Genomic DNA, 23,367 nt, shown 5'->3' on the forward strand with positions numbered 1-23,367 from the left:
GACAAACATTAAGAAAGCTCTATATATTGGGCTAGGAGGTATTTCTTTTGTGTTAGGAACATTAGGTTTAAGTTTACCATTGATTCCAACAGTTCCTCTTTATATGTTGACTAGTTTTTTATGGTTAAGAAGTTCTGAAAAATTGTATGGAAAATTTATCGCTTCAACTTACTATCAGAAGTACGTACAGGAGTTGATTATCGAAAAGAAAATGACGAATAAGGGGTTAGTACGTTTATTTCTAATGATTTTTATTGTCTTTTTAATCCCAGGGATACTGGTTAATAACCTGGCCATGAGAATTTCTTTAGTCATTGTCTATGTATTACACCTTATCTTTTTGACTTTATACTTTAAAAAGAAAGAAAAGAAACAAGTAACTGTTGGTGTGGAGAAAAACTAACAGATGTATCAATTGATAGAAACACTCTTCTTTTTGAAGATGTTTTTTTTTATTTTGACTTTAGTTGTGGTTTTTGTTCGTTAATTATATAATTAATGTACAAGAAAGAGGTGTAAAACATGAAACCTGAAACAAATGTTAGTCAGTGGAGCTATGAGAATAAAGAGAATTGGATTAAACCTTTACCCAAATCTCAGTCGCCAATCAATATTGTAACAAGGGAAGCAGAGCCAATGTTGGCAGAAGGGCGAATTGTTTTAAATTACAGTCATCAGTTACTTTCTTTATTTGATGCAGATCACTGTATTGAAGGAAAATTGAAAGGTTTAGCAAGCATTAATAGCCGGCCCTTCATATTATCTCAGTTTCATTTTCACGCCAGTGGTGAGCATACGATAGATGGTACATTCTTTCCGCTTGAGTTACATCTTGTTCACGAGTCTCAAGTGGGGATGTTGGCAGTTATTGCGGTGTTATTCGAGTTGGGTGAAGCCAATGAAACCTTAGATGATATACTAGATTTTATGAATCAATCTGGAGAGGATAATCATATCAACATGATGGATTTAATTCCTGATTCTTTTGATTATTATCACTACTTAGGCTCCCTAACAACACCACCTTTGACTGAAAATGTGGAGTGGTATGTCTTAATGAATCGAATGACACTTTCAAAGGAACAGCTAAAGAGATTGACGAGTTATCATAACCATAATTTTAGAGAACCTCAGAATTTGAACAATCGAAAAGTACTTAAAAAGCTCTTTTGAGTGATTCTTTGTTAAGTAGATTTTTTGTAAAAGTAGCTAAGTTTAAGAGCTAGATTCTATAACTGCTAATTGATATATGTTAGTATGAGATAACTTACTGAAAATTGGAGGACGTTACATTGCAAAATAAAATTATGGCTATTAATTCTGGGAGTTCATCACTAAAATTCCAATTATTCGTGATGCCAGAAGAAGAGTTAATCGTAAAAGGCTTATTTGAAAGAATTGGCTCGAAGGAAGGAATCGCTTTTTCTTATTCTTTAAATAATGAGAAAAAAGCGTTTACGATTGAGGGCACAACTCATCAAGAAGCCGTTTCTTTTTTAATTGATTTTTTAATGAAAGAACAATTAGTCGCATCTCTTGAAGAAATTACAGGAGTTGGGCATCGTGTTGCTCATGGTGGCGAATATTTTAAAGCATCTAGTTTAGTCGAAGAAAAAGAAAGTCAAATGATTCATGAACTTTCTAAGTTGGCTCCTTTACATAATCCGGTAAACTTAGCAGGAATTGAGGCATTTAAAGCGGCGTTACCAGGATGTCCTCAAGTAGCTATTTTTGATACAGCTTTCCATCAAACATTACCAACATCACAGTATTTATATCCAATTCCAATGAAATATTACCGTGAAGATAAGATTAGAAAATATGGCTTCCACGGAACAAGTCATCAGTTTGTGGCACAAGTTGGTGCTAACATTCTAGACAAACCACTAGAAGAATTAAAATTGATTACTTGTCATTTAGGAAATGGAGCAAGTATTTGTGGGATTAAAGAAGGTAAATCACATATGACTTCTATGGGGTTCACTCCAATCGCTGGTTTAATGATGGGAACTCGTTGTGGGGATTTAGATCCTTCAGTTGTTACGTATCTACAAGAAGAAAAAGGATATACTGCTGAAGAAATGAATACTATTTTAAACAATGAGTCTGGTTTATTAGGCGTTTCTGAGTTAAGTAATGACTTTAGAGATGTCATTGCTGCAGCCGACATGGGAGAAGAACAAGCAATTATTTCTTTAGATATGTTTACAAGTAAAGTAAAACAAACAATTGGTGCCTATGCAGCTGAACTAGGTGGTGTCGATGGTATTATCTTTACAGCGGGTATTGGTGAAAACTCAAGTTGGGTGAGAGAGAAATGCTGTGAAGGTCTAAGTTTTTTAGGCGCAACTATTGATGTTGACTCTAACAATCAAAGTAAAGAAATTATCAGTACTAAAGAAAGTACAACTGCTATTTTAGTTGTTCCAACTAATGAAGAATTAATGATTGCTAAAGAAACAATGGCCATCATTTCAAAATAAATCATAGTCAAAAGTAATTAATAAACTAAAAGAGACATCAGCTTGATAGCGGATGTCTCTTTTAGTTTATTTTGGATGAATAACTTGATAGCTTTTCATCAATGCTTGAGAAATCATAAGTCTTCGTGGATAAACTAAGTATCGAGGGTACCAAACAGGTTTAAACTTGTTTTTGTATTGTCTTAATCCTTTGAAGGAATACAAACTAGAGGAATGTTGGTAAATACTTGTTGTAATGGTACTTAGTAAACCATTTGTTCTTTCATAACTACTTGAAAGAGGTGCCATACCTAAGTTAAAGACTTGATACTCATTTTCTTTTGACCAAAGGATGAGATGTAAGTAGAGTAAGTCCATCATTGGGATATTATCATGCTCTCTCCAACGAATTAAATCCACTGAGATTTTACCTTCTGTATAAGTTGGCATCATCGAAGCAAAAGCAATCACTTGACCTTCTTTGGTTCTAATAGTGGCGATGTCTTGTTTTAATAAATAAGTATCACCAAAGTTTCCTAAAGAAAAACTCATTTCTTTTCGATGACCAAGCCATTCAGTTGATATTGGTCGTAATTCTTCAATTAATTCTTTAGAAGAAGGTTCAACTTGGAAACTTAATTCCTCTTGTTCTTGCTTATTCAATAACTGACGGAACACTTTGCCTTTGTTACCAGATGTTTTAAAGCTTGTTACGTCTACTTCAGCTTCTTCTCCTAAGTTAAAGAGAGTGTAGTTAAATTCAGTGTAGATATGAATATTCTCTGTTCCTGTTTGATAAAAAATAATTTCTTTCCCAATTTTAGTCGCATAATCATGAAGATCTTTAATGAAAGGGAAAAAGTTTTCGTTATTACCAACAGGGTCTCCTAAAATAAGGACAAAGTAGGTTGTTTCTTGGTAGATACAACCAACACCTAGTAATGTATTGACTAGAACTTTGTTTGAAGGTAAAAAGCCTAAGTTTGCTAGGTTGCTACCTGTATAGTCTGTAATGACTGTTTCAAATTCGGTTACCTCACTACTCATATTGGGTTCGAAGACCAATGTTGAGAAAGTATATTTATGACGCAAACGGTAGCGATTTAGTAAAATATAAGTAAACCAAACAGCTGAAAGGCCTAAAACATAATAGATAAAGCCTTTAAAGAGTTCTAAATCATAAGCACTAGCAGTGTCGTAGATGGATTGAATATTGAAAGCAAGTAGCAGTAATGTTAGTAGCCAAATAACTTTTTCACGTCGATAGCGAACGGTTAAATAAACAGAAAAGTTCTTACGTGATAAGATCAAAACAAGCATTAGAACCACAGTGAAAATTAGACCTTCTACAAACAATAATTGATTAAATAAAACAATTTGACTAATGAGGGTTAGTGAAAGAAGGATTAGTAAGTTACGATAAGCTTCCTTTGACCCATAATACAAGCCAACTAAGTTAGGTATCAAGTAAGTGCTAGCTAATAAGTAGACGACTGATAATACAGCAAAGACAATATTAGTTGTATCACTTGATACGTAGAAAACACCAAAGAATGAATCTTGGAAGAAGAAAAATCCGCCAATTAGAAAGAGAATAATAATAAACCAACGAATTAATATTTGAACTCGCTTTTTAGTGATATCCACAAAAATCGTACCGAATTCCCGAGTGAATAAAACCATTTCATCTTTTTCATTGAGCTTATCTTTTAGAATTAATTGAAGCTCGCTAATAGATAAGATTAAGCCAATTAAGAAAGGCAAGATGTAGTAAGCTAAGCGATAAAATACTAAAGCAAGTAAGACGGCACTTTTGCTTTCGTTAAACTGTTGCGTCATACCTAGTAAAAAGATAACGTCAAATGCGCCTAAACCACCAGGCACCATACTAATAAGACCAGCAATAGCAGCAACAATAAAGACACTTTCCATTTGCCAGAAATTCACATGGACGCCTACAAATCTAAGAGATAAGAACATGACGATTCCGACAAATAAGTAATCAAGCACAGATACGACCGTGTATTTTAAACTTAAAAAGCGGTCACTTGGTACAGGTGGCTTGGCAATGGTAAAGATTAAAAAGACAGGTAGTAGTCCTGCTAAGATAAATAAAGCTACCTTCAATAAAGGATTACTATCCAGTAAACTGGAAGCTGAAAAAACATCAAAGAGCACTAAAAAGGACAGGACCCCAATCCCTGTTAACATCGATAAAAGTAGCAGAGAGATGTTCTTTTTCAACTCTGTTTTTTCTTTATCTGTTTCAATAAAATTTTGGAAGTAATTATACCTAATACTTGAGCCAACAATCCCACCAAAACCAATTAAGGTATTAAGTGAGTTGATAATCCAACTCATCTTCATGGTCTTAAGCCAAGGAACCTTTAATTTTTGGGAACGAATCAGGACGACGTCATACAGACTCAGTATCCAAATCCCCGCAAAACTAACGAGTAGTAACACCGCAATCGATGTGAAAGATCTGTTTTGAATAACGTGAAACACATCTTTAAAATTGATTGACGCAAGCTCTGTTTTTAGTTTCCATGCTGATAGGATAAAAATCCCGAAAGCAACAAAAAACTTAATAAATTTTTTCAATGTTGACCTCTCCTTTATGAATTAAATAACCTTATCATTATACTACCAGTTAAGGGAAAGGTGGTAAATAGTAAAGGTGGTTTAAATAAAAAAATAACAGACTAAGTCACAAGAGACTTAGTCTGTTAATGGATTAATCTTGTTTACCACATAAGCGGTAAATAGCTTCTGCATAGATTTCCATGGTTTTTTCCATTTCATCCAGTTGCCAAACTTCATTGGCTTGGTGCATAGTGTCTTTTGTATCTTTAAACATTGCACCAAACGCAACGCAATTGTTCATAGTTCTAGCATAAGTTGCTCCACCAGAAATGAGAGGTTCACCAACTTCACCAGTCATATCTTGATAGGTATTAAGAAGTGTAGTCACTAATTCAGAGTCTTTTGGTACATAAAGAGAATCTAAGAAATCAAACTCGTTGTAGACTAAGCCGTATTCAGCTACTTTTTTAGTTAAGGTAGCTACTAATTCGTTTTTATCAATCGTTACTGGAATTCTAATATCAATCCCAATTTTAGTTTCATCTTCATTAATTGAAACAGTCGCAGCATTAAAAGTTAATTTTCCTGAAGCGTCGTCCTCAATAGGACCTAAAACACTCACGCCGTTAGCATCATTTTTAACTAGCTTGCCTAAGAAATCTAAACCAGTGTGTGTATAGAAAGGAGCCATTGCTTCTGCTAAACGAGTATTCGCATTAATTCCTTCTGGTGCATCTTTTGAGTGAATGGCTTTTCCTTTAACGATAATCCCATCATCTGTTTGAGTAAAGTCATAACAAAGAGCTTCCAGTTCTTTAGCAACTTCCTCTTTTTTATCTCCTGTATAAGTTGCTGTATCAGGTACCACATTAAGGGCATTACCACCTGTTAAAGTAAAATCAGATGTGCCTTCACCAGTTAAATAAACTTGAAGTAATCCTTTTTCAGCAAATATCACAGGGAAGTTAGCATCAGGAGCAATTCCCATATCTACGCCTTTTTCTTTTTTATGGTATTGATCCATGCAACGCCATAAATTTTCTTCGTCTGTTCCAAAAATAAAGCGAATTTTTTTAGTTAATGTTACGCCTGAATCAAGTAAAGATTTCACTGCGTAAAGAGCAGCGATTGTAGGACCTTTATCATCTTGAACACCACGACCATAGATCGCACCGTCTTTAATGGTTGCTTCAAAAGGTGGTGTGTCCCATAAACTTTCATCTCCAGCAGGAACAACGTCTAAATGGCATAACACACCAAATAATTCTTCACCTTCGCCAATTTCAGCGTATCCATAGTAGCCGTCTGGATCAATAAATGTGGTAAATCCTTCTTCTTCAAATAATGCCAGACCTTCTTTTAAGGCATCTAAAATGTCTTGACCAAAAGGAGCACCTTCTACAGCGTCTTGTAAAAATGATGGTACTTTAACTAAGCGCTGCAAAGAAGTAATTGCCTCTTGTTTGTGTGCGTCTGTAATAAATGTTTTCATCAAATCACCTTTACCTTTCTTTATCTTCTATAATACTGCTAAAAGGCCTAAATAGACAGCAGTTCCCACAAAAAATGAGTAATAAGAGCTTATCACTATTGCTAACGAAAGCAAACGTCAATTGATAAGTATTAGTAAACACTTTTCGTTATTATAGAAAGCCTTTACATAACTATTTTACCTGATAAATAAAACAATGAATGTTATGATCCTTTTTTTCTCATAGTGTTTTAATTTATTCTAATAATGAGATGGAACAGTCGTTTGATAAGTTAAAAAAACACTAAAGATAGCCTTGAAGCTTTCTTTAGTGTCTTGTATTCACTACTTATGTTTCTTCTGTTTCTGATGACTCTTTGTGTTGGTTTTTCATTCTAAATTGGACGAGTTCTCGAGCAATAACCCCAACAGATAAACTGACTAAACCGAGTCCTAGTATACCGTAAATAACGGTGAAAATTTTACCAATATCTGTGACAGGGTGTAAATCACCATAACCAATGGTAGCAAGGGTCACGAAACTAAAGTAAAAGGAATCGACAAAGGTCATATCTTCTACAAAATGATAAAAGAAGGTGCCCATGAGCATAATCAAAGTTGTTGCAGCAAGTAATGCTTTTGTTTCTTCTTTCTTAAAACATAATTTAAGGCATCTACCTAGGCTTTTAAAGCCAATGAGAAGACTTAACATAAAAAAACCACCTATCAAAAAAATTTGTTTCTATTGGACTATCTTAACATACTTCTTTGGTAATATTGAGGGGAAAGTGAGTAGAGAAAATGGAAATAAAAAGTGGTATGATAGACGAGAAAAAAGTACACGAGAAGTGGGGATTTAGATGAAGCGAATAAGTCGAGTAGTGATTGCTTTTAGTTTGTTATTTCTATTAACAAGCTGTGGCTCAAAAGATAAGGAAGAACCTAAAAAAAGAGAAGTTGCTGAAAGAATTAATTGGGAGCTAGTCAAGCAAGTGTCAGGTGTGTGGTTGGGTGAAGGTGAAAAAGAGAAAAAAGTGTATACTATTGCCTTTAAAGATCATGAACTATTTATTAATAATGAAGCTCTAGAAGTAACAGGAACGGAAAAAAACATGGTCCTGACTCAAACGGAGAAGGGGAAGATTTTCTTCTATGATTTCCAAATAGAAGGAGATGAGTTGACTGTTATGCCTTCTTTTCCAGTTAAGGAAGGTCAAACAGGAGGAGTACTAGCTCCTTTTAAATTAGTTCCGATTCAGCATAAGGAAGTTGAAAAACGCAATGGTCATGAGGAAGATGTCGTGACGTATGAAAAAGCTTGGCAAGACATGTATGCTCTTTATAACGAACAGACACCATTTTCTTTAAGCATCACTCAGTACACAAAAGAAGGAGACCCTATTTTTGAGCAAGTGACATTTGATGGGACGCAGTTGTCTTATACTCATGATAATACAAAGGATAAATTTGGTGAAAAAGACGTTAAAAATTGGCACTACAAACAACTAGATTATAAAGAAAAACAAGGGGCAGATAACAAGGGAACAAAGGCTTTTATCTTATCTGAACCTGTTGAAAAAGAGGCGGATAAAGAAGTAGTTTTTGACTGGTAAATTTATCACAAAATTTTGAGCAATTCATAGTTAAAAATTCGAGGGTGCGTGCTATACTGAATCATCAAATTTGGAGGAAGTGAAGTATGCACTTAGTGAGTTACACGGAAGAATCATGGAAAGACATTGAGGCTTATCAATTAGATGATGCCTCATATACTGGTATACCAAAAGAAATCATTCTAGCTAATAAAGATAAAGAAGATTTCTATCCTATTTTATGTTTCAAGGAGGATCGATTAGTGTGCTTTTTTGCTTTAGATGGCAGCAGTGATCGAGAGGTTTATACAACAAATGAGAAGAGCTTTTTGATTCGAGCTTTTTCAACGGATTCAAGGGAAGTTCGAAAAGGTTATGCGACGCAAAGTTTGACTGAATTAGTCGTCTTCTTAAATAGTAATTTTGCCGGTATAAATGAAATCGTGCTAGGTGTGAATGAAAAAAATCCTAATGCTCATAAGATGTATTTAAAAGCAGGATTTATAGATACTGAAAAGAAACATTTAGGGCCAAGAGGCTACCAACATGTTATGCAGTTAAGATTTTAATAGAAATGTTTAACAGATTATTCTTTTTTAGGATAATCTGTTTTTTTACTAAAGTTGTTATATAATTAATAGTAGAAAAGAGGGATGTCAGTGAGAGAGGTTAATATATACGATAAGTTAAGTAATAACCCAATTATTGCAGCAATCAAAGATGAAAAAGACTTAGAGGCGGTCCTTGAATCAGATGTAGAAGTTATTTTTGTACTTCAGTCTTCCTTACTAACGATTAAGGAAGTGTCAAAAAAAATTGAACAGAGTGGAAAAGTTGGCTTTGTTCATATGGGACTTGTCAAAGGTTTATCTGATGATGAAGTTGGTTTGCGTTATTTGAAAGAGAATACTTCTTTTTCAGGGATTATTTCGACAAAATGGCCTCAACTGGTAAGAGCTCAAGCCTTAGGTTTTATGACTGTTTATCGTATTTTTATGGTAGATTCCCTTGCCTTTAATTCTTTAAAGAAAGCTCAAAATCCTAAGTTTCCTGATTTCATTGAAATTTTGCCCAATGCTAGTGGTAAAATTATTAAGTCAGTCAATGAACAAATCAAACGACCTTTAATTGTGAGTGGCTTAATAACAGATAAAGAAGATGTGATTAATGCCTTGAAGCATGGGGCAATTGCTATTTCATCAACAAATAAAAAAGTATGGGAATTCTAAAAAACAGATTGAAAAACTTTGTGAATTATTCTATAATATAAGTAATAAAATAAACAGCTAGAGAAAAGAGCGCACAGAACGAATCTTCACTAACGTGAGGGTTGGTTTTGTGTGCTCTTTTTATATTAATTGGAGGGTGGAAAAATGTACGATATAACGATAATTGGCGGCGGTATCAGTGGTTCTTCCTTAGCGTATGAACTTAGTAAATATCAGGTGAAGGTTTGTTTGCTAGAAGCTGAAAATGACGTGGCAGTTAAAACAACTAAAGCAAATAGTGCCATTTTACATGCTGGGTATGACCCAAAACCTGGTTCACTCAATGCAAAATTAAATGTGGAAGGAGCTAAGCTAGCTAAAGAAATCTGTCGAAAGTTAGATGTTCCAAGAAGACAATTAGGTTCTTTAGTAGTTGCTTTTTCAGAAGAGGATTTAGAAACTATTCGTGATTTGTATGATCGTGGTAATCAAAATGGTGCCCCTGATTTGGCTCTCTTATCAAAAGAAGAAACCCTTGCAAAAGAACCTAACTTGAACAAGGATATTTACGGTGCTTTATATGCGCCAAGTGCGGCTGTGGTGAATCCTTGGGAATATACGATTGCTATGGCTGAGGTGGCGATTCAAAATGGTGTGGACTTTTTCTTTAATCAAGAAGTAACTAACATTACTCCGGTGGCGGATTATTTTGAAATCAACACACAAGATACTTTATATCAGTCCAAATACGTTATTAATGCTGCAGGTGTCCATGCAGGTGAGATTCACGAAATGGTTGCACCTCCAACGTTTCAAACGATTCCTTGTCGAGGTGAGTATTATTTATTGGATTTAGAAGAAACAGATACGGTATCTCACATTGTTTTTCAATGCCCAACAAAAGTAGGGAAAGGCATTCTAGTGGCACCAACAACACATGGAAATATTATTGTAGGACCAAATGCAGAAAATATCCCAGATGAGTTAGTCAATACGGGGCAAGATACAGCCAATACTGCTCTTGGTTTAAAAGATGTTGCTAAAGGAGCAAGAAAAAGCATTCCTTCTATTAATTTAGGTAATTCCATTCGTAATTTTTCTGGTGTGAGAGCTAATACAGACCGCTCCGATTTTATTATTGAAGAAGTAATACCAGGATTTTTCGACATGGCAGGTATTAAGTCTCCAGGCTTAACAGCAGCACCAGCTAATTCTCTTTACTTAATGGATTTAATGGTAGAAAAAGGACTTGTTCTAGAGGAAAAAGAAAGCTATGTGGATTCTAGAGTTCGTGTTCATTTCAATCAAGCATCTATTGAAGAAAAACAAGCTTTAATCAAAAAAAATCCAGACTATGGTCGCATTATTTGTCGCTGTGAGAATATCACAGAAGCAGATATTAGAGAATCCCTTCATCAAACCTTACCTGCTCAATCAGTCGATGGCGTGAAAAGAAGAACCATTGCTGGTATGGGACGCTGTCAGGGTGGTTTCTGTGGACCGAGAGTCGTTGAAATCATAGCAGATGAGCTTAACCTATCACCTTTAGAAGTGGATTTAGATCGATTCAATAGTCATATCTTAGTGAGTGAATCAAAGGAGGAAGAGTCATGTACAATGTAATAGTCATTGGTGGTGGTCCAGCAGGATTAGCAGCAGCCTTAAGTGCTTACGAGAACGGCCTTAAAAAGGTTTTGATTGTCGAACGTGACGTTGAATTAGGTGGTATTTTAAATCAATGTATTCACAACGGATTTGGTCTTCATTATTTTAAAGAGGAGTTAACTGGACCAGAGTACGCTGGTAAGTTTATTGAAAAAGTACAAGAAACACCTATTGAGATTATGTTAGATACGATCTGTTTAGAAGTGACAGAAGACAAACAAGTTCATGTGATGAATAAAACGCAAGGTTATCAAATACTAGAAGCAAAAGCTATTATTCTAGCTATGGGTTGTCGTGAGAGAACAAGAGGAGCTATTCAATTACCTGGAGCAAGACCAGCAGGCATTATGACAGCAGGAGCAGCTCAGCGATACGTGAACATGGAAGGTTACATGGTTGGAAAGAAAGTAGTTATTTTAGGCTCAGGAGATATTGGTTTAGTGATGGCTAGACGAATGACTTTAGAAGGAGCAGAAGTATTGGCTTGTATTGAAGTTATGCCCTACTCTGGTGGACTTAATCGAAACATCGTTCAGTGCTTACACGACTTTGATATTCCTCTTTACCTCTCACATAGCATTATAGATATTAAAGGAAATGAGCGCTTAGAGTCGATTACTATGGCTCAGATTGACGCAAATCGCAACGTAATTCCTGGAACAGAAGAAGTGATTGAATGCGACACCCTATTGTTATCAGTTGGTTTGATTCCAGAAAACGAGCTATCTAGAAAAATGGGTGTTGAGATGGACAAAAAAACTAAAGGAGCTCTTGTTTTTGAAAATAGAGAAACATCGATTCCTGGTATTTTTGCTTGTGGGAATGTGTTACACGTTCATGATTTAGTAGATAACGTGAGTGCTGAAAGTGCGATAGCTGGAAGTGCGGCGGCAGATTTTGTGAAGGAGCTTAATCATTCCTTAGAAGAAGCAATTAATCTTACAAATGGCGAGGGTGTGACATATGTTCTCCCACAAAAAATTAGAAGAAATCATGTGGATAAACGAGTAGATGTTTATTTTAGAGTGAATAAAGTAATGGAGTCGTGTGAAGTTATTATTAGCCATCACGGTGAAGTTATCACAACATTCAAGAAGAAAGATTTGGCGCCAGGCGAGATGGAATCATTGAAATTAAGAAAAAAATTTATTGATGATGAGTCTATTTCAGATTTAGAAATTTCAATCAAGGAGGGATAGAGATGGCAGAACTAATTTGTATTGTATGCCCTAAAGGATGCCATTTACATGTTGATGAACAAAATGAATACCGTGTCACAGGCAATCATTGTAAAAAAGGCGAGGTTTACGGGAAACAAGAATTGATTAATCCAGTCAGAACCATTACATCAACTTGTAAGATCAACCATGGACAACTTCCAAGGATACCAGTAAAAACAAGTGATACTATTCCAAAAGGGAAAATGTTTGAGATTATGAAAGAAATCAACCATGTGGTGTTAGAAGCTCCTGTTGCTGCTGGGGACTTAATTATTGAAAATGTGTTAGATACAGGCGTTGACGTCATTGCTTGTAAAGAAATGATTAGAATTTAACTTAACTAGGAGGAAACAAACATGACATTAGTAAAAATCGTATACGCATCAAATACAGGAAACACAGAAGGTATTTCTGAATATTTAGAGGAAGCGTTTGAAGAATTAGATGTATCAGTTGAAAGAGAAGAAGCAGGGGATGTTGATAGCGATTATTTTGAAGATGCAGATATCGCTATTATCGCTACATTCACTGATGGAGACGGAGAGATTCCATTTGATTTTGAAGATTTCTATGAAGACATTGTTGATGAAGATTTAAGTGGTAAGTTATTTGCAGTAGTTGGTAGTGGTGACAGTGAACTTTATCCAGATTATTTCTGTCATGCAGCTATTTCATTTGAAAAAGCTATGAGTGAAACAGGTGCTACTAAAGCATATGACACCCTAAAAATTGAAAACGATGCAGATAGCGACGATGTGACTCGTATCAACGAATTAGCCAAAGAGGTTGTGGCAAAACTATCTTAGGAAAAAGAGGGAGAGACAAATGAAAAAAACAAAAACCATGGATGGCAACACAGCTGCCGCTTACGTTTCTTATGCTTTTACAGAAGTAGCTGCCATATACCCAATTACACCTAGTTCAACAATGGCAGAGCTTGTTGATGATTGGTCATCTAAAAAAACTAAGAATATATTTGGTGAACCAGTGAAAGTAGTTGAAATGCAATCAGAAGCTGGAGCAGCTGGGACTGTTCACGGCTCACTCAAAACAGGCGTTCTAACCTCAACTTACACAGCTTCTCAAGGGTTGTTGTTAATGATTCCTAATATGTATAAAATTGCTGGGGAGTTACTTCCGACTGTTTTTCATGTGACTGCTAGAGCGATTGCTACAAATGCTTTAAGTATCTTTGGTGATCATTCAGATGTTATGGCAACAAGACAAACTGGATTTGCCATGTTATGTGAAGGAAGCGTTCAGGAAGTCATGGATTTATCCGGTGTGGCTCATTTGGCTAGTATTGAAAGTAGTTTGCCATTTTTAAACTTTTTTGATGGTTTTAGAACAAGTCACGAGTTACAAAAAATTGAAGTGATTGATTACGACGATTTGAAAGGTTTAGTCGACTATGACCAATTAGAGGCTTTTAGAAAACGCGGCCTTAATCCGAATACACCTACTGTATCAGGAACGGCTCAAAACCCAGATATTTATTTCCAATCAAGAGAAACCGTGAATCAACATTATATAGAGTTACCAAAAATTGTACAAAAATACATGAAAGAAATTAATGCTATAAGAGGAACTGACTACGATTTGACGACTTACTATGGTCATGAAGAAGCAACAGAAGTTATTATTTCTATGGGATCAGCGACACCAACAATTCGTCAAACTGTAGATTATTTAAATGGACAAGGGCGAAAAGTGGGACACATTGCGATTCATCTATACCGACCATTTCCTACAGAAAACTTGTTAGAAAAATTACCTAAAACAGTTGAAAAAGTAGCTGTTTTAGACCGAACAAAAGAGCCTGGCTCAGACGGAGAACCTCTGTTTTTAGATGTTCAAAGTGCGTTGTATGAACACTCTAATCATCCGCTTATTATAGGTGGTAGGTATGGTATTGGCTCAAAAGATGTCACACCGAATCAAATTGTCTCTGTTTTTGATCACTTACTTGTAGATAAATCAGAGATGAAACGTCGATTTACCATTGGGATTGAAGATGATTTGACTCACTTGTCACTACCTATGACTCCTGTTCTTGATTTAACACCAAAAAGTACCTTCCAAGGTAAGTTCTGGGGATTTGGCTCAGATGGGACAGTTGGTGCCAATAAACAAGCCATTAAAATTATTGGGGATCATACCGACCAGTATGCTCAAGCTTATTTCTCTTATGATTCTAAAAAATCAGGAGGTCTAACAGTCTCTCACTTAAGATTTGGTGAGGAGCCGATTAATTCGATTTACTTAGTGGAACATCCAGATTTTGTTGGTTGTCATAATGCGGCTTATATTCACAAGTATGACTTGATTAAGGGATTGAAAAAAGGAGGAACTTTCTTACTCAATACGGTTTGGAGTGAGGAGAAAGTGTTAAAACTTTTACCTAAGCATTTGAAACAATACATTGGAGAAAATGATATTCAGTTTTATATTATTAATGCCATGGATATTGCTCAAGAAGAGGGGTTAGGTCGACGAATTAATACAGTGATGTCTACTGCCTTTTTCGAATTAACTGGCTTGATGCCACGAGAAGAGTACTTGCCATTACTGAAAGAAGAAATAAAAGCGACTTATGGGAAAAAATCATCAGAAGTTGTAGAAAGAAATTGGCGAGTTATTGATAAAACATTTGATGCTTTAGTAAAAGTAGGCGTCCCAAGTGATTGGGCAAGCATTGAAGTAACAGAGAAAAAAGAAACAACAGAGGTTCCTGCTTATGTTAAAAATATTGTAGAACCGATTGAGCGACAAGAAGGTAACAGTTTGTCTGTTAAAACACTAATTGATAACGGTATGTTGGGAGGAAATATGCCACTTGGAACAGCTGCCTATGAAAAACGAGGCATTGCTCTTGAAGTTCCTGAGTGGATTCCTGAAGCGTGTACCATGTGTAATGAATGTGCCTTTGTGTGTCCTCATGCGGCTATCCGTCCTTTCTTAGCTAGTGAAGAAGAGATGAGTGAAGCGCCTGCTGGGTACATCACTCGTGATTTCAAAGGGAAAGATGGATTGAATTACCGGATACAAGTGTCGGTTGAAGACTGTACAGGATGTGGTTTATGTGTGGAAGCTTGTCCGGCAAAAGAAAAAGCACTAATTATGCGACCTTTTGAAGAGCAACAAGCAGAAGCAATTAACTGGGCCTTTTCAATGACTTTAAAACACAAAGAAAATCCAGTCAAAAAGGAATCAGTGAAAGGTTCTCAATTTGAACAACCTTTACTAGAATTCTCAGGAGCTTGTTCTGGTTGTGGCGAAACGCCTTATGTTAAATTATTAACGCAATTGTTTGGTGATCGAATGATGGTAGCCAATACAACTGGTTGTTCTTCTATCTGGGGAGCATCTGCGCCAACGACACCGTACACAACTAATCAATTCGGTCAAGGTCCAGCTTGGAGTAATTCCCTATTTGAAGACAACGCGGAATTTGGTTTTGGGATGTATGTGGCGAACCAAGTCAAACGCAATCGTGTGGCAGACAAAATTGAAAAGCTTGTTGCTAGTCAAGAAGGCAGTCCTGAAACAAGAAAACTTATGGAAGAGTGGCTTGCTAAAAAAGAAGAAGGTCAAGGAACACGCCAACGGGCAACTCGTTTATTAGAAGCGATAACACAAGAAAAGTCAGATGTATTTAATGAGTTGGCAACTGATAGCCATATGTTTGTCAAACCAAGTCAATGGATGATTGGTGGAGACGGCTGGGCATATGATATTGGTTTTGGTGGAATCGATCATGTCCTTGCTTCAGGAGAAGACATCAATATCTTGGTGATGGATAATGAGTTGTACGCTAACACTGGTGGTCAAATGTCTAAAGCGACGTCTCAATCTGCTGTGGCTAAATTTGCAGCTTCAGGTAAAAAGACGACTAAGAAAGATTTAGGTATGATGGCTGCTACTTATGGCAATGTTTATGTAGCTCAAATTTCGATCAATGCCCATCCAAATCAAGCGATTAAAGCCATCACAGAGGCTGAAAGTTACCCTGGTCCATCTCTTATTATTGGTTATACACCTTGTATTAATCATGGGATTAAGGGTGGCATGAGCCATGCGTTATTAAATGCCCAAGAAGCTGTAGAGTCAGGTTACTGGCAGTTATATCGCTACGATCCACGTTTAGCAGAAAAAGGCAAAGACCCAATGCGAGTGGACTATAAAAAGGCTGATACAGATAAAATACCAGAATTTTTAGAGACACAAACTCGTTTTTCATCATTAATTAATGTATTTAAAGACGAGGGAAAAGTAGAAGAGATGTATGATAATACAAAAGAAGATGTGATAGATCGTAGAGAGAACTATGAACGACTATCTCAATTAAATAAGAAATAAACACTTTGAGGCTTAGACATGAATTTGCTTATTTATGTCTAAGCTTCTTTTGTTATAATGGGGGTAATAAGAAGAAAATGAGGATAAATCAATGAAATTAACCATTAGAGAAATCGCTAGTTTAGCTGGTGTTTCAACGACAACTGTATCTCATATTTTAAATGACAAAGGACAGCGCTTTAGTGAAGAGATTAGAGAAAAAGTATTAAAGATAGTGGAAGAGCATAACTATTCACCTAATTATTTTGCCTCTAATATCATAAAAAATAAATCCCGATTAATCGGTGTTATTGTTCCGGATATAACAGAAGTTTTTGCTTCTACCTTGATTAACTTGATTAGAAAACCTTTAAATGAAGAAGGGTACAACCTAATGACCTGTGAATCTTCAAGTAGTTTAGAAGAAGAGTTGGCTTTACTTGAAAGGTATCGTCAATTGTCTGCAGAAGCGATTCTCATGTTTACATCGAGTAAGTTATCAGAAAAGATTACGAATAATCGTTATCACGGTATTCCAGTTGTCTTTATCGATGCAGGAATTAATGATAATTATTATGGGAAGATATTCTTTAACGAATACGACACAGCCGTTAGGGCTATTAATTGGCTCATTAAAAAAGGGCATAGCCATATCGGCTTAATCACTGCTAATGACAAACAACATGCTTTTCCAGAAAGAGCTGATGCTTATTACGACGCCTTAGCAGCTAATGGTCTATCTTTAAATAAACAATATGTAGTGAAAACAGAATTTACAATTGAAAAAGGCTATGAAGGTACCCAAAAATTATTGCAACAAGAGAAGCTAACGGCAATTTTTTGTTGTGACGATAATTTGGCTTTAGGTTGTTATCAAGCCATTTATGATGCTGGAAAAGTAGTAAATCAAGATATTGATATTATCGGTTTTGATGGTGTTGAAATACTTAAACACATTAGACCAAAAGTAAAAACGTTGCACCTTCCCTTTGGAGATTTTGGTGATTTAATAGCAACTAAAATCATCACGGCTATTGCAGAGCCTTTAAAAAAACAACCAGATACTTATTTCAATATGATTTTTAATGAAGGAGAAGAGTGATGATTGTTAAGGAAATAGGGTTAAGTGAAAATCAAGCAATGTTGCATCAAATACTCGAACAACACCAAATAGAGAGAACAGGACATAAATCAGAAAAAAGCGACATGGTTTCATTTTGCTTAACTATTAACCATGAGTATGCTGGAGGAGTTGTCGCAAAGAAAACAGGTAACAGACTCCATATATCTCTGTTGGGAGTAAGTCCTCAACATAGACATAAAGGATATGGTGAGACGTTAATAAAAAGAATGGAACAAGAAGCTAGAAATAACAACTGTCGCCATGTGACAGTTAATACTCAGGATTTTCAAGGTTTGTCCTTTTATCAAAAGTTAGGTTTTCATATCTTTGGTGAAATCAAAGATTGCCCTTATGAAGGAACGACTAAGTATTACTTACTGAAAGAATTAACAGAGGAAAAGTCATGAAAATTGAACGGTTAATGTCGATTATTGTCACGTTGCTAGCTAAAAAAAGTGTCACAGCTAGCGAATTAGCCGAGAGGTTTCAAGTAACTACAAGGACTATTTACCGTGATATTGATACGTTAAGTTTGGCGGGGATACCTATTTATTCTAAGAAGGGAATAAATGGCGGATTTTATTTAGATGAAGATTATAAACTAACGAATTTGTTTTTTTCAGATGCAGAAAAACAGTTTATTTATGAGGTGAGTCACGGTTTAACGAAGAGTGTCTCTCATCCAGATTTCGAAGAACTAAATCAAAAAATGAGTTATTTAGTCGATGCATCGAAAAAAGCAACACCCTACTTGTTTGATTTTACCTTGTGGAAGACAAGTCAAGTGATGCTAGAAAAAATTGAGCAAGGCATTGAAGAAAATAAAACAATCACTTTCGAGTATGTGTCCTATAAAGGTGAAACAACTTTTAGAGAAGTGCAGCCAATTAACCTCGTTTATAAATCTTAAGTGTGGTACGTCTATGCGTATTGTTTAATGAGGCAAGACTATCGTTTATTTCGAATAAGTCGAATGAGACAGGTAGTGTTACTAACAAATACCTTTGATCCCAATACGCATCAGCAGATGACTAAAACAACCCTTGATTCATTTTATTCTGGACTTGAAATTAAAGTTGAGATGACTGAGGTGTCTCTAGAGTTTGATAAAAAAGCAAGAGTTAAAGTCTATGATACTTTTCAGGTTAAGGATATTATTGAGTTAGATGACGTATTATTAGTTAATAAAAAATGTCCTAAAGATTCGTGGTTAGTTGAGATGTTGCTTAGCTTTGGTGGAAGTGTCAGAGTGATGTCACCAGAATGGCTAAAAATAGACATAATGAATGAGGCAAAACAAATTTTGGCTAAATATGACATAATGTAGTCAATTTCGTTTGTTAGGATAAATATATAGGAGAGGAGATAGCAGAGATGAAAACAAGTCAATTTAAAGTAGAGAGCTGGCAAGAAGAATGGGTTGTAGAGGGTCAACTAGCTCATGCACAAGCAACGTATTCAATAGAAGGAGACTTGAAAGGTAGTATTCAAGTTGATTACAGTATGTATTATTTTGATTACAATAAAGCGGACGTTCATCAATCTACCAGTCGATTTGAAGGGTTTGGTATTTTCACAGGGGAGATTGATGGACAAAAGGGTAGTTTTAGTTACTATGACCGTGGTCTGTACTTAGAGTCTAGTTTTGATACATCAATAGAGATTATTGCTGGCAGTGGGACAGGTGATTTTAAGACTATTGAAGGAAGTGGTTCTTATCGCCCCGTAGGAAGCAACATGGAAATGACCATCAATCTAAAGATGGGGGATTAACTAGATGAAGCATGAATGGCGAAAACAGGAAAAGGAGCTTTATCTACCTAAAAAGATAGAGATGATAAGTATCCCAAAACAACTTTTTTTACTCATTGAAGGAGCAGGAAATCCTAATAGTGATGCCTTTGCTAAAAAGATTGAAGCTCTCTATAGTGTTTCTTATGGTATTAGAATGGGTATGAAAAAAGGACGATTTGGTGAGGCTTTTGAATATACTGTTTATCCTTTGGAGGGAATCTGGACGACGGAAGATGGCTCAAAAGATGAAGCTTTAAATAAAGAGTCTCTAGTTTATTGCGTGATGATTCGACAACCTGATGGTGTGACTAAAGAAATTGTCGAAGAGATTAAAAAAGAAGTTTTTGACAAGAAGAAAAACAGTGACATTAACTTGATTAAATTTGAGAGTTATGAAGATGGTTTATCTTTACAAACGATACATCAAGGTAGCTTTGATACAGAAGTTGAAACGTTTGAAAAGATGAATGCTTTTTTAGCAGATACACCATACGAAAAAGATTGGTTGATGGACAGATTTGTTCATCGTGAAATCTATTTGTCTGACCCAAGAAAAGTAGTGGCTGAGAAAAGAAAAACTGTCTTGAGGTATAAACTGAAAGAAAAATAAGCTAAAAGAGACATTTTATTCATTTAAAATGTCTCTTTTGTTTTAGAGTATCTCTTGTAATGAAACTTAATTAGATAAATGGGTGTGCTTAAAACTATCTGGGTATTTTAAACCAAATCCGAGTGAACGATCCATAAAAATATGAATCAACCAGATGAGACTTACCATGCGTATGGTTTCATTATTGATTAGAAAGGATATTATAAACATTAAGAGTGGTAAAAATAAGTGATGGATCAGATTATACACTTTGGAACCAATGTTAGTATTAACCAAGTAGCCAATCATTGATAAATCAGGTATGAATAGTAGTAGTAACAAAGTTGTGAATGAAAAATTAAAGACATAGAAAAAACAGAATAAGCAAACAACCAACATACTTAAGTCTTCAGCTTTTAACAAGAGTTTCATGAAATCACTCCTTCAAATCTTTTTAATAAAGGTATTATTTTTTCTTCATCTGTCTTATCATCACTGGTGCTAACAATAGATTCGATTTGTTCAAAAATAGTTAAAGAGTTTTCTAAAACAGTTAAGTCGCTTCTAATCGATTTTATATGATGACGAAGAAAATTTAAGGTTTCTTCTTTGCAAGATAAGGAAGTTTCCTGTTTTTTTAGCTTCAATAATAATGAAATGTCTTCTAGTGAAAAATTGATTTTTTTTAAATGAATGATAAACAATAAATCATTTAAGTCCGATTCACTATACTCTCTGTATCCATTTTGATTTCTCTCAGGTTTGATTAAATGAAGTGTTTCGTAATATCGAATTGTTTCCTTTGACAGTTTAGTAAGAGTAGCTATTTCTTTTATTTTCATTTTCAACACCCTTTCTTTTAATCAGAATAACATTAAAGTTTACTATAAGGTCAAGGGATAAGCTGACTTAAAATATAATTAGCTGAAATCACTCAAAAGGAGACTATTTTTAATGAGTTGATTTTATAAATCGTTAATGCCATATTAGTTACAACAATAAGAAATGAGGAGAATATTATGAGAATTAGATCAGAAAAACCAACTGATAAAAAAGTCATTTATGAGTTAATAAGAGAAGCATTTGCAACAGCGGAACATTCAGATGGGACAGAACAAGAGTTAGTAGACGCTTTAAGAAATAGTGATGCTTATATCCCAGAACTAAGTTTAGTCGCAGAAATTGATGACGAAATAGTTGGGCACATTATGTTTACAAAGGCTAAAGTTAAGGAAGAAGAGGTACTTGCCTTAGCACCTCTTTCAGTCAAACCAAGTTATCAAAAACAACAAGTGGGAACTAAATTAATTGAAGAAGGTCACCGACTTGCTAGTGAGTTGGGATTTGCATATTCAGTTGTATTAGGAAGTGCCCTTTATTATCCTAAATTTGGTTATGTACCTGCAAGTAGTTTAGGTATCAGTGCTCCTGGTGGTATTCCTTCAGAGTATTTTATGGCGATAAAACTTAGTGCAGTGGCGCCTTCTCTAAAGGGAGAAATGAGTTATGCCAAAGAATTTGGATTAGCGTAACTGTGACATAATTGAGTTATGTATTAGTATACCCCTTTTAGTTATGTAAAAAATATACGTATATAATAAAAACTGATTAAAAGTAAGCAAATTAATTAAAAATTAATGTAACGAAATAATGCACATGTTATTATTTTTAGTGTTATTTAANNAATTATTAGGGGGATATATTTTGGAAAATATAAAGGCATTTTTTAAAAGTTTAGATAAGGATAAATTAAAGAAAGTAGTAAAAACAAATAGTTTTACTCTAGTGATGCTACTTTTTTGCTTTCCTGTTGGAATTGTTTTAATGTGGAAATCAAATAATTTTCGTAAAGAAGTGAAAATAATATCAACAGTTGTTGGAACTATTTGGTTAAGCTTATTTATCATGTATGTTTCAGAAGCAAGTTCATACGAAAAAATGTACAACGATTTAGATTACAGACATGTTGTTCTTAAATCAGAGAAAGAAACATTAGAAGCGGAAAAAAACAAACTAGAAGAAACAGAAGTCGAGTATTTAGATTATAAAGAAAAGATGGCTCCTTATGAGAGTTTGTCTGAAGCTGACAGAAAAAAAAGAGAAAATGATGGGAAAATCTCACAAAAGGTAACTGAAGAAATCAGCAAATTACCTGCAGTTGCGAGTATGACTTTAAATGACAAAAGTAAGTTTCAACAGGTTAAAGAACATTATGATAAACTATCAAAAGAGCAAAAAGAATTAGTTGATAGTTCAATTTTTTCAGAGTATGAAGAGAAAATTAAACAATTAGAAGTGGCTGATAAAAAGAAAAAGGAAGATGAACAAAAACAAGCCGAGGCAGCTAAAAGAAAAGCTGAAGAAGAAGCTAAAGGCTTTGAAACGGGAATCACTTATGATCAACTAGCAAGAACTCCAGATGATTATTTGGCAAAAAAAGTTAAGTTTTCTGGAAAAGTGATTCAAGTTATGGAAGGTGATGACTCTACTCAGATTAGATTAGCGGTCGATGGCAATTATGACACAGTCTTATATGCTGAGTATCAGAGTTCTTCAGTTTCATCTCGAGTATTAGAAGATGATTATATTACGGTTTATGGTGTGTCTTCAGGGTTATTAAGTTATAAATCAACAATGGGTGGTACAATCACAATTCCTTCAGTCCTAGTTTCTAAAATTGACCAATAGATGTAAAAAGCTAGGGGCAAATAAAAAACAAATATTGACAATCCGTCTTTAAAAAGAGTAGACTGAAAAAAAGACTACTATATAAAGGTGGAGAAGATATGCCTATCGTACACATTGAATTATTAGAAGGACGTACTCAAGAACAAAAGAATGCTTTAGTGAGAGAAGTTACTGACGCTATTGTCAGAACAACAGGTGCTAAAGAAGAAGCAGTTCATATTGTGATTCAAGACATGGAAAAAGGTAACTACGCTGTTGGTGGTAAAACGAAATTACAATAATTTTTAAAAAGTGTTCATGAATATTCTTAGAATAGCTAGAAAATGAGAGATGTTTATGATAAAATTATAAAGATGTCAGTTAGTTTTGAAGAGATGAGGAGGACGTAGTGTGTATCAACTTCTTTTAACCATTATGCTTATTTTATCAGTACTTATTATTATTGCTGTTATGATGCAGCCAAGCAAACAAAATAGTGCGGCTAGCGCCTTTTCAGGTGGAGCAAGTGAACTATTTGGAAAAGCAAAAGCAAGAGGATTTGAAGCATTCATGCAAAAAGCAACAGCTGTTTTAGGTGTGGCTTGGGTTGCAGTAGCAATAGCTTTAGCCTTTTTATCATCAAAATAAGTAA

At 35.0% G+C, this 23,367-nt stretch carries 24 protein-coding genes and 1 pseudogene; 20 read left to right on the forward strand and 5 right to left on the reverse strand.

Features of this window, described 5'->3' with window-relative positions; genetic code table 11:
- Positions 1 to 7 precede the first annotated feature (7 nt).
- The 3 genes from DOK76_RS04320 (at position 8) to DOK76_RS04330 (ending at position 2,483) form a co-directional block, all read left to right on the forward strand.
- The gene (locus DOK76_RS04320) at positions 8 to 403 is read left to right on the forward strand and encodes a YbaN family protein (RefSeq protein ID WP_206965384.1); all 396 of its coding nucleotides are present in this window, start codon (positions 8 to 10) and stop codon (positions 401 to 403) included.
- 119 nt (positions 404 to 522) lie between these two features.
- Entirely contained in the window at positions 523 to 1,173 is a 651-nt protein-coding gene (locus DOK76_RS04325) for a carbonic anhydrase family protein (RefSeq protein ID WP_206965237.1), read from the forward strand.
- A 134-nt stretch (positions 1,174 to 1,307) separates the two neighbouring features.
- Entirely contained in the window at positions 1,308 to 2,483 is a 1,176-nt protein-coding gene (locus tag DOK76_RS04330; RefSeq protein ID WP_206965385.1) for an acetate/propionate family kinase, read from the forward strand.
- Between the two features lie 66 nt (positions 2,484 to 2,549).
- Here the strand turns inward: DOK76_RS04330 and DOK76_RS04335 are convergent, their stop codons facing one another.
- From DOK76_RS04335 to DOK76_RS04345, 3 genes are all read right to left on the reverse strand, one after another.
- Positions 2,550 to 5,066 (reverse strand): phosphatidylglycerol lysyltransferase domain-containing protein, encoded by a 2,517-nt coding sequence (locus DOK76_RS04335; RefSeq protein WP_206965238.1) that lies wholly within the window; start codon positions 5,064 to 5,066, stop codon positions 2,550 to 2,552.
- A 133-nt stretch (positions 5,067 to 5,199) separates the two neighbouring features.
- A complete protein-coding gene (locus DOK76_RS04340; RefSeq protein WP_206965239.1) occupies positions 5,200 to 6,540 on the reverse strand; it encodes a M20 family metallopeptidase in 1,341 nt (446 codons plus the stop codon).
- A gap of 328 nt (positions 6,541 to 6,868) precedes the next feature.
- Positions 6,869 to 7,231, reverse strand: coding sequence for a potassium channel family protein (locus DOK76_RS04345; RefSeq protein ID WP_206965240.1), 363 nt, complete (start codon positions 7,229 to 7,231; stop codon positions 6,869 to 6,871).
- Positions 7,232 to 7,379: 148 nt separating this feature from the next.
- Here DOK76_RS04345 and DOK76_RS04350 point away from each other — a divergent pair, with 148 nt between their 5' ends.
- The 13 genes and pseudogenes from DOK76_RS04350 to DOK76_RS04415 all read left to right on the forward strand — a co-directional run bounded on the left by DOK76_RS04350 (position 7,380) and on the right by DOK76_RS04415 (position 20,069).
- Positions 7,380 to 8,132, forward strand: a complete 753-nt coding sequence (locus tag DOK76_RS04350) for a DUF4362 domain-containing protein (protein ID WP_206965241.1) — start codon at positions 7,380 to 7,382, stop codon at positions 8,130 to 8,132.
- Between the two features lie 86 nt (positions 8,133 to 8,218).
- Entirely contained in the window at positions 8,219 to 8,680 is a 462-nt protein-coding gene (locus DOK76_RS04355; RefSeq protein ID WP_206965243.1) for a GNAT family N-acetyltransferase, read from the forward strand.
- Positions 8,681 to 8,770: 90 nt separating this feature from the next.
- Complete coding sequence (locus tag DOK76_RS04360; protein ID WP_206965245.1) at positions 8,771 to 9,340, forward strand: glycerol-3-phosphate responsive antiterminator; 570 nt, start codon at positions 8,771 to 8,773, stop codon at positions 9,338 to 9,340.
- A 144-nt stretch (positions 9,341 to 9,484) separates the two neighbouring features.
- Positions 9,485 to 10,942 carry an NAD(P)/FAD-dependent oxidoreductase gene (locus tag DOK76_RS04365; protein WP_206965247.1) on the forward strand — a complete coding sequence of 486 codons (1,458 nt, stop codon included), beginning with the start codon at positions 9,485 to 9,487 and terminating at the stop codon, positions 10,940 to 10,942.
- The gene (locus DOK76_RS04370) at positions 10,930 to 12,183 is read left to right on the forward strand and encodes an NAD(P)/FAD-dependent oxidoreductase (protein ID WP_206965248.1); all 1,254 of its coding nucleotides are present in this window, start codon (positions 10,930 to 10,932) and stop codon (positions 12,181 to 12,183) included. Before DOK76_RS04365 ends, DOK76_RS04370 begins: the two co-directional genes overlap by 13 nt.
- A 2-nt stretch (positions 12,184 to 12,185) precedes the next feature.
- A complete protein-coding gene (locus DOK76_RS04375; protein WP_206965249.1) occupies positions 12,186 to 12,539 on the forward strand; it encodes a DUF1667 domain-containing protein in 354 nt (117 codons plus the stop codon).
- Between the two features lie 21 nt (positions 12,540 to 12,560).
- A complete protein-coding gene (locus DOK76_RS04380; protein WP_206965250.1) occupies positions 12,561 to 13,010 on the forward strand; it encodes a flavodoxin in 450 nt (149 codons plus the stop codon).
- A gap of 19 nt (positions 13,011 to 13,029) precedes the next feature.
- Positions 13,030 to 16,563: a pyruvate:ferredoxin (flavodoxin) oxidoreductase gene (nifJ, locus tag DOK76_RS04385; protein ID WP_206965251.1), complete on the forward strand. Its 3,534-nt coding sequence runs from the start codon at positions 13,030 to 13,032 to the stop codon at positions 16,561 to 16,563.
- A 91-nt stretch (positions 16,564 to 16,654) separates the two neighbouring features.
- Positions 16,655 to 17,644, forward strand: a complete 990-nt coding sequence (locus DOK76_RS04390) for a LacI family DNA-binding transcriptional regulator (protein ID WP_206965252.1) — start codon at positions 16,655 to 16,657, stop codon at positions 17,642 to 17,644.
- Positions 17,644 to 18,072 carry a GNAT family N-acetyltransferase gene (locus DOK76_RS04395; protein WP_206965253.1) on the forward strand — a complete coding sequence of 143 codons (429 nt, stop codon included), beginning with the start codon at positions 17,644 to 17,646 and terminating at the stop codon, positions 18,070 to 18,072. Before DOK76_RS04390 ends, DOK76_RS04395 begins: the two co-directional genes overlap by 1 nt.
- Before the next feature lie 14 nt (positions 18,073 to 18,086).
- A pseudogene (locus DOK76_RS13420) lies at positions 18,087 to 18,992 on the forward strand (helix-turn-helix transcriptional regulator).
- Between the two features lie 47 nt (positions 18,993 to 19,039).
- Positions 19,040 to 19,438 (forward strand): DUF3224 domain-containing protein, encoded by a 399-nt coding sequence (locus DOK76_RS04410; protein ID WP_206965257.1) that lies wholly within the window; start codon positions 19,040 to 19,042, stop codon positions 19,436 to 19,438.
- Positions 19,439 to 19,442: 4 nt separating this feature from the next.
- Complete coding sequence (locus DOK76_RS04415; RefSeq protein ID WP_206965258.1) at positions 19,443 to 20,069, forward strand: GyrI-like domain-containing protein; 627 nt, start codon at positions 19,443 to 19,445, stop codon at positions 20,067 to 20,069.
- Between the two features lie 66 nt (positions 20,070 to 20,135).
- On the opposite strand, the gene DOK76_RS04420 is transcribed toward DOK76_RS04415, so the two are convergent.
- Both DOK76_RS04420 and DOK76_RS04425 read right to left on the reverse strand, forming a co-directional pair.
- Positions 20,136 to 20,480: a DUF4260 domain-containing protein gene (locus DOK76_RS04420; RefSeq protein ID WP_206965260.1), complete on the reverse strand. Its 345-nt coding sequence runs from the start codon at positions 20,478 to 20,480 to the stop codon at positions 20,136 to 20,138.
- Positions 20,477 to 20,890, reverse strand: coding sequence for a MerR family transcriptional regulator (locus DOK76_RS04425; protein ID WP_206965262.1), 414 nt, complete (start codon positions 20,888 to 20,890; stop codon positions 20,477 to 20,479). The genes DOK76_RS04420 and DOK76_RS04425 overlap by 4 nt, the downstream gene beginning before the upstream one ends.
- A gap of 177 nt (positions 20,891 to 21,067) precedes the next feature.
- On the opposite strand from DOK76_RS04425, the gene DOK76_RS04430 reads away from it, so the two are divergent.
- From DOK76_RS04430 to secG, 4 genes are all read left to right on the forward strand, one after another.
- Positions 21,068 to 21,580: a GNAT family N-acetyltransferase gene (locus DOK76_RS04430; RefSeq protein ID WP_206965263.1), complete on the forward strand. Its 513-nt coding sequence runs from the start codon at positions 21,068 to 21,070 to the stop codon at positions 21,578 to 21,580.
- A 172-nt stretch (positions 21,581 to 21,752) separates the two neighbouring features.
- Positions 21,753 to 22,736 (forward strand): hypothetical protein, encoded by a 984-nt coding sequence (locus DOK76_RS13295; protein ID WP_206965265.1) that lies wholly within the window; start codon positions 21,753 to 21,755, stop codon positions 22,734 to 22,736.
- Positions 22,737 to 22,834: 98 nt separating this feature from the next.
- On the forward strand, positions 22,835 to 23,017 hold the full coding sequence (gene thmT / locus DOK76_RS04440; RefSeq protein ID WP_206965267.1) for a 2-hydroxymuconate tautomerase: 183 nt from the start codon (positions 22,835 to 22,837) through the stop codon (positions 23,015 to 23,017).
- 109 nt (positions 23,018 to 23,126) lie between these two features.
- Positions 23,127 to 23,363 (forward strand): preprotein translocase subunit SecG, encoded by a 237-nt coding sequence (gene secG, locus DOK76_RS04445; protein WP_206965270.1) that lies wholly within the window; start codon positions 23,127 to 23,129, stop codon positions 23,361 to 23,363.
- The last annotated feature ends 4 nt before the right edge of the window (positions 23,364 to 23,367 follow it).

This window comes from Candidatus Vagococcus giribetii, assembly GCF_017316185.1.
Lineage (GTDB): Bacteria > Bacillota > Bacilli > Lactobacillales > Vagococcaceae > Vagococcus > Vagococcus giribetii.